The sequence below is a fragment of the Gemmatimonadota bacterium genome, from assembly GCA_009838645.1.
Lineage (GTDB): Bacteria > JAAXHH01 > JAAXHH01 > JAAXHH01 > JAAXHH01 > JAAXHH01.
Window position 1 is genome coordinate 107794 of sequence record VXRC01000032.1, and the last position, 7195, is coordinate 114988.

Annotated in this window: 7 protein-coding genes; all 7 read left to right on the forward strand. The window is 63.2% G+C overall.

From position 1 onward, the window contains the following. Positions 1-27 precede the first annotated feature (27 nt). The 7 genes from F4Y38_09675 to F4Y38_09705 all read left to right on the forward strand — a co-directional run bounded on the left by F4Y38_09675 (position 28) and on the right by F4Y38_09705 (position 7180). A complete protein-coding gene (locus F4Y38_09675; protein ID MXY49544.1) occupies positions 28-1437 on the forward strand; it encodes a hypothetical protein in 1410 nt (469 codons plus the stop codon). 166 nt (positions 1438-1603) lie between these two features. Continuing rightward, on the forward strand, positions 1604-2728 hold the full coding sequence (locus F4Y38_09680; protein MXY49545.1) for a hypothetical protein: 1125 nt from the start codon (positions 1604-1606) through the stop codon (positions 2726-2728). Between the two features lie 65 nt (positions 2729-2793). Then, positions 2794-3669 (forward strand): phytanoyl-CoA dioxygenase family protein, encoded by an 876-nt coding sequence (locus F4Y38_09685; GenBank protein ID MXY49546.1) that lies wholly within the window; start codon positions 2794-2796, stop codon positions 3667-3669. A 74-nt stretch (positions 3670-3743) separates the two neighbouring features. Next, positions 3744-4541 carry a nucleoside-binding protein gene (locus tag F4Y38_09690; protein MXY49547.1) on the forward strand — a complete coding sequence of 266 codons (798 nt, stop codon included), beginning with the start codon at positions 3744-3746 and terminating at the stop codon, positions 4539-4541. Positions 4542-4646: 105 nt separating this feature from the next. Next, positions 4647-5687 carry a zinc-dependent alcohol dehydrogenase family protein gene (locus F4Y38_09695; GenBank protein ID MXY49548.1) on the forward strand — a complete coding sequence of 347 codons (1041 nt, stop codon included), beginning with the start codon at positions 4647-4649 and terminating at the stop codon, positions 5685-5687. A gap of 34 nt (positions 5688-5721) precedes the next feature. Next, positions 5722-6324 carry a DUF899 domain-containing protein gene (locus F4Y38_09700; GenBank protein MXY49549.1) on the forward strand — a complete coding sequence of 201 codons (603 nt, stop codon included), beginning with the start codon at positions 5722-5724 and terminating at the stop codon, positions 6322-6324. A gap of 70 nt (positions 6325-6394) precedes the next feature. Then, positions 6395-7180, forward strand: coding sequence for an ankyrin repeat domain-containing protein (locus F4Y38_09705; protein ID MXY49550.1), 786 nt, complete (start codon positions 6395-6397; stop codon positions 7178-7180). The last annotated feature ends 15 nt before the right edge of the window (positions 7181-7195 follow it).

A 7195-nucleotide genomic window follows, 5' to 3' on the forward strand; every position in this document is an offset into this window, starting at 1 on the left:
CGGGATATCCAGAAAACCTCGGGCCGGATCTTGAACGAACCCTTGTTTGAAATTGCAATCGCGCGGTGGCGGACCTACGTTGAACGGCATAGATCGCTTCCGGCGACCGGGCTGGACGAGCTCGAAGAACGGCTGAGGGTCCAGGCAGACGACCTGCTGCGGCTCGGTCTCTCGGCCGAAGAAGCCTTCCAGGTCGCGGCGGGGCGGATCGGCCGCGACGACACGGCGACGCGCGCTTTCGTCCAGGATCACGCGGCGCAGTTGATGGGCGCTTCAACAGACGAACCCGCCACGGACGTAGCCGGTGTGTCCACGGAAACAGGCGCAACCCACGCCGCTACCGGGATCGCCAGGACCAGGCTGACGGAGTTCATCTTCGTCCTTTGCATAGCCGCCGGCGCGGCGCTGGCGATCAAGGTCCCCGCGCTGTTCGGATACGCATTCGACGACGATGACGTCAACCAATTCTATGCGCTGAACATCAGTTTCTTCGCGTTTCCGTTCGTGACGGCCTATTTCGCATGGAAACGCGGGATGGACATTGCCCGATGGAGCTGGTTGATACCGCCCTTCTTCGTGGCCATGCTGCTGTGTAACGTCTTTCCATTCGAGCCGGGCGGCGATACCGCGATACTCGTCACGTTGCATGTGCCCATCGCCCTGTGGCTCGTCGTCGGCTTCGCATACGCCGGGGGTGACTGGCGGACGCGCGGGTTGCGCATGGATTTCGTCCGGTTCAGCGGACAGCTCTTCATCCTGTACGTGCTCATCGCCCTGGGCGGCGGCGTGCTCACCGGCATTACACTGACAGTGTTTAACGCGCTGGGCGTTAACCTGCAATGGGCCGCCGCGTCGTGGATCATTCCGTGCGGAGCGATGGGCGCGTTCGTCGTAGCGGCCTGGCTCGTGGATACCGGGCAGGGCGCCATCGAACAGGTGGCGCCGGTGCTCACGCGGATTTTCACGCCACTGTTCACGTTGATGCTTCTGTCCTTTCTCGCGGTCATGGTGTGGACCGGAAAAGGGATTGACGTGCAGCGCGAGATGCTGATCGCCTTCGATGCGCTGCTCATCGTCGTCCTGGGTCTCGTGCTGTATTCGGTCTCGGCAAGAGACCCTGTGGCGCCGCCGGGCATTTTCGACGGCCTGCAGATTGCCCTCATTTCATCCGCCCTGGTCGTAGACGTCCTCGTGCTGGCGGCCATGACGGCGCGCATCAGCGAATTCGGGGTCACGCCGAACCGAATGTGGGCCATGGGACTGAACATCATCCTGTTCGTCAACCTGGCGTGGACGGCCCGCCTGTACATCGGTTTCCTTCGACGGCGGGGGCCGTTCTCTGCCGTGGAACGGTGGCAGACGGACTATCTCCCCGTATTTTCCGTGTGGGCGGCATTCGTCGTGGCCGTTTTTCCGTTGATCTTCGGATATCGTTGACACACGGTATACAACAGGACGCGGCACACGCGCACCACCTGGCAGCACACGCGTAAAACGTATCAAGTTTTCGTAACCAGCATTGGAGTACATGATGGAAAACCGGACGGGAAAGTGGGCGGCCGGAAAGTTCAAACCCTATGACCAGGAAACTCATTTGAATGCCATGTATGAAAACGTCTCCGGGGCGTACGCCTTCAGGGCGACGGATCCGGATGGACTGTCCGCCTGGCAGGCCGCCTTTCGCCCGAAACTGCGGGAAGCCCTTGGCCTGGATAACATGGAGGCGGATCTCTCAGGCTACTTGCCGAAGGCGGAGCGGCTTGAATCTGCCGACCTGGGCAGTCATGTCCGGGAACGCTGGTATCTCTGGGTCGAACCGACGGTGCCGCTGCCCTTCTACCTCCTGTTGCCGAAGGGCGTGAAGCGTGGGGACGCAGGCGGAGGCGCTGGCACAGACACAGAAGGGACCGACCGCGACGAGGTGCTCCCCCTGGTCCTCGTGCCCCATGGCCACAATCATCCCCACATCTACGTCGGCATTGCCCGGGACGCGGCGGAAGAGGCGCACATGATGGAGGGCGAGCGCGACATCGCCCGGCAAGCGGCCGCCGAGGAAGGTTACATCGTCATCGCGCCGACCACTCGGGCCTTCGGGGAAACACGCACCACGAAAGACATCGAGACCGATAGAGTCCATTCCTGCCGCGACCAACTCGTCCACGACCTGCTGCTTGGGAGAACGCCCATCGGCGAACGCGTGTGGGACACGTCCCGCCTGATCGACTGGGCGGTCGCCAATCTGCCCATCGACGCCGGCCGCATCGCCATCACGGGCAACTCCGGCGGCGGTACGATATCGCTTTTCGCATCAGCCTGCGACTCCCGGATCGCCCTCTCCATGCCAGGGTGCTATTTCTGCACGTTCGTGGGCAGCATTGGGACGATCCACCACTGTGAATGCAACTACGTGCCCGGTTTGCTGCGGCTGGGAGAAATGTACGACGTAGCCGGACTGATCGCCCCCCGCCCTTTCTGTGCCATTGCCGGCCGGCACGACCCCATCTTCCCCATCGACCACGTCCATGCCGCCTTCGACCGGCTCAAGGCCGTCTACGAGGTTGCCGGCGCCGGAGATAAATGCGAGCTGGCCGTCGGGGAAGGCGGACACCGGTTCTTCAAGACGCCGGCCTGGGATTTCGTGCGCCGGCATTTCGGCGCGCCTGCAGGTTGCCGGTCTCGCCTGATTTCGCGCGGAAAACCCTTGAACAGACCCGGGCATGTCGTATAGTTTCCTCAAACGTCACGATCATCGATTACCGTAAGATTATGCCTTAGTACATCAAGGAGCGCATCATGGAAAGCGCCACGGTTCAAATCGATCCCCGGGAAGAGATCGGATTCATGCAAGTCGACGAGACGGACTTCGGATCATTCACGACGGCCCAGCGCATCCGTCACCTGGAAGTCGAGGGCTTTGTCCTCCTCCCGGATATGCTTGACGCCGAACACATCGCGTCGCTGAAGGCCGAACTGGCCGATGTGCCCATGGAATGCAAAGACTACAGCGACTGCCAGACCTACTGCCTGGAGGCCCAGTGGCTCAGTCCGGCCATGTGCGCCCTGATCGGGCATCCGCCCATGATCGAGTTCCTCGAAGTGCTGATGGGGCCGGATATCGTGTTTACGCGAGGCCTGTTCACGCGGACCCTGTCGGGTTCGCCGCCCATTTCCATGCATACGGACGGCCAGCCCTACGGCTCCTCCATTTTCAGCTTCGAGGGCAGTTCGCCGCGTCTGGTCCGTGTGCTTTACTACCTGGACGATCTGCCGCCGGAAAGAGCGCCGTTCCGGGTCGTGCCGCGTTCGCACCTGTCCTTCCACGCCCATGGCAACCCGTACGTGCGCTATAAGTCCCATCCCCAGGAGGTGACCCTTTGCGCGAAAGCGGGGTCGGCCCTGGTCATACCGAAGGACGTCTTTCACGGTACCCATCCCAACCGCGACACGGTTCCCCGGGAATTGATCCAGTTCGGTTACCGGCCGGCCTGGTCCGGACCCGTGCAACCCATGGAGGAGTGGGATCCCGGGGACGTCGCCGCCGCGCCCGCACAGGCCAGACCCTTCCTGCAGAGCCTGAACACGACCGGCCTGGAATGGCAGCAGCCGCACAAGCCGAAGGGCATGAAGAGCGAGGCGCGGGGGATAGACCCCGACCGCTGGGAAGATTGATCAAACCTTACTCTTTTCGCCCGGCAACACTTCGGAAGAAACAGGGGGTGGATATCACCGGACGAAGACACAGGATGAAGCGTAACGCCTACAGCGGCCTCAGGCGAATCGCGGCAGTCGCCGTGATGTCGATCGCCGCCGCGTACACGTCCGCGGCCGCCCCCCAGACCGAGTTCCATCTGAAGGCCGGGAAGCTGAGGAATCCCTTCGCGCAGAAGAGCGTGCAGTCCCTGGTGCTCAACGTACAGCAGGCCTCCCAATGGAAACTCGGCGACAGTTTCTTCTTCATTAACTATTTGACTGACCGGGAGACGGACGGGTTTAACGACCGTGATTTCTACGGCGAGTGGTATCCGACGCTCAGTATCGGCAAGATGCAGCAGTCCGATGCCAGCCTGGGGCTCGTTTCCGACCTGGCGATCATCGCGGGAATCAACATGGCCGGTGACGCGAAAGTGTTCAAGTTCCTGCCTGGACTCCGGGTGTCGTGGGATATCCCCGGATTCCTGTTCCTGAACACCGATCTCACGGCCTATATCGACCGGAACTTTGGCGTGGCAAAAGGCGGTGCGCCGAAGGAAGGGCACAGTTTCATGTTCGACGTCAACTGGGCCGCTCCCTTCGGAATCGGCAATCAGTCCTTCGGGATTAGTGGGCACGCGGAGTATATCGGAAGCAGGTCCAACGAACTCGGCGGCCGGTACGACGCGTCGATACTCGCGCAGCCTCAATTCGTCTGGGACATCGGCCGGGCCGCGGCCGGTGAACCGAATCAGCTGCTGCTCGGATTCGAGTACCAGTACTGGAGAAACAAACTCGGTACGGACGACGACGAGAACACCATACAGTTCCTGGTGGTCTGGCGTCTCTAGGACTGCCCGTCGTTCCAGTCCCATGATCGATCACCTTTTCACGAGGCGGGTGCGTCCGGTAGTCCTGCGGTCGCCGGGATACCCGCCAAGCCCTTGGACAGCCTGATGAAAGCCGCCGTAATGGACGCCTTCGGATCACCCCTCGAGGTGCGGGAGGTTCCCGATCCCGTGCCGTCGGAGGACGGCGTCGTGATCGAGGTTCGGGCCAACGGGATCTGCCGGAGCGACTGGCACGGATGGATGGGACACGACCCGTCGATCAAGCTGCCGCACGTGCCGGGCCACGAATTCGCCGGCGTGGTTGTCGAGAAGGGCGGCCTGGTGCGGAACTGGCGGGTCGGCGACCGGGTGACCGTGCCCTTCTGCGGCGGATGCGGCACTTGCGCGCAGTGCCTGGCCGGCCATCACCATATCTGCGACAACGAGTACCAGCCGGGGTTTACGGGATGGGGCGCCTTCGCAGGTTACGTGGCCATGCCGTACGCCGACGTGAATCTCGTGGGCCTGCCCGATGACCTGGACTTCGTCGAGGCAGCGAGCCTGGGCTGCCGGTTCATGACGGCGTTCCGCGGCGTGGTGGACCAGGGCCGGGTCGCCGGGGGTGATTTCGTGGCCATTCACGGCTGCGGCGGGGTCGGGCTGTCGGCGACCATGATCGCGGCGGCCGTGGGGGCCGAAGTGATCGCCGTGGACATCGACGAGACCCGGTTGCAGCTGGCGCGGGACTTCGGCGCGCGCATGACGGTGAATGCAAAGTCCAGTACCGACGTGGTCAGAGAAATACGTCAGAAGACGGGCGGCGGCGCCCTGATCTCGATCGATGCTCTCGGGAGCAAGGTCACCAGCCGCAATTCCGTCCGGTGCCTGCGCAAGCGGGGCCGCCACGTGCAGATCGGCCTGACCCTGGCGGACGAGGCCGACGTCCCGATCCCCATGAACGCGGTCATTGCAAAAGAACTTGAAATCGTGGGCAGCCACGGCATGCCGGCCCACCGGTTTGCCGATCTGTTGCGCATGGTCACCTCCGGCGCGCTGCAGCCCGGTCGCCTGGTCGGCAAGACCGTCTCCCTCGAAGAGGCCGGCGCCGAACTGGAAGCCATGGGCCGATTCAGCCAGACGGGTGTCACGGTCATCGACCGGTTCTGACGGTCATCGACCAGTTCTGACGAAAGGAATTCGCATGGCCGAGAAGGACATCGTTGCCCTCGAACGGCAGATCTTCGAACTCACCGCTAAGTTGAACGCCTTGCGGCGGGACAATGACCCCAGTCCGGTGCCGAACTACCGGTTCGACACCCTGACCGGAGAGGTTTCCCTGCTCGATCTGTTCGCCGGCCGCGACCGCCTGCTGGCCATCCACAACATGGGACAGGGCTGCCGGTACTGTACGCTCTGGGCGGACGGATTCAACGGCATGCTGGCCCATCTCGAGGACGCCATGTCCGTCGTGCTGCTGTCCGGCGATCCCCCCGCCCTGCAGCGTGACTTCGCCAATTCGCGGAACTGGCGCTTTCGCCTCGCTTCCCACGGTGGCGGCGCGTATATCGTAGAACAGACGGTAATGGAGGGCGTGGAGAACATGCCTGGCGCGGTGCTTTACGAACAGCAGGATGACCAGGTGCTGCGAAAGAACAGTGGCGTGTTCGGCCCCGGCGACCTGTACTGCTCCCTCTGGAACCTGCTGGGCCTTGCGGGTCTCGGCGAAGCGGAATGGACCCCCCAGTACCGGTACTGGCGACAGCCCGACAAGATGGACGACGGCGGTGAGAACCTGCTCGAATAGCGGCTGTCCCGTTACAGCGGTTGGTGCTTCAGAGGTCGCTGCAGTGCGCGAAAGACCTGCGGGAGGTACGGTGCGCGACAGTCCATCCATCAGACTGTTCCACGAAAACTGGTTCCTTCGCGAAGCGCCGTCACCGGACCTCACGCAGGCGGAAGGACGCTTGATCGAAGCCGCCATGGGACCGGACCCCGGTCGTTGGGATGGCCAGCCGGACCTGGCGCGGATGATCGCGATCCTTGCCGAGTATCCTACCGTTCTCGACCGCGTAGGCGCCCACCTGCTTACCGTCATCGTCGGCATGCGCGGCTGCGGAGGCGCGGTGTCGCTTCTGCTTGATCGCGGTGTGCCGTTCAACATCGACCCAACTGCGTACAACGTGCTGCACGAAGCGGCCTGGGCGGGTTCCGCGGACACGCTCGAAGCCGTTTTCACTTCGGGTGCGGCGGACGCCACCCCGGTGTCCGTCGAAAAGCCCCATACGGGTTGGCCCGCGAACCTTTCCCTCATGTACTGGGCCGCCTGGGGCGGGTATCCCCAGGTCGCCAGGCTTCTGATAGCGTACGGCGCCGGAAGACATCACGAACGGCCTATCAAGGGTAACGGGGAGCGGGGCGTAACGTCCCTGCACGAGGCCGTGTCTCCCGGACTCTGGGGCGACGACGATTCACCCAGGAACCTTGGCAAGCGTGAAGTCGCCCGCATGCTGATCGAGGACGGCGCGGCATACGACGCGTGCGCGGCGGCGGGACTGAACGACACCGGCCGTCTCGAGGCGCTCATGGCCTCCGATTCCGATCCCCGCTTTGCCCCCGGCGTCGCCCCCGGCCCCCCCCGGGATACAGGCTGTGACATTTAGAAAAAAGTCCGAGGC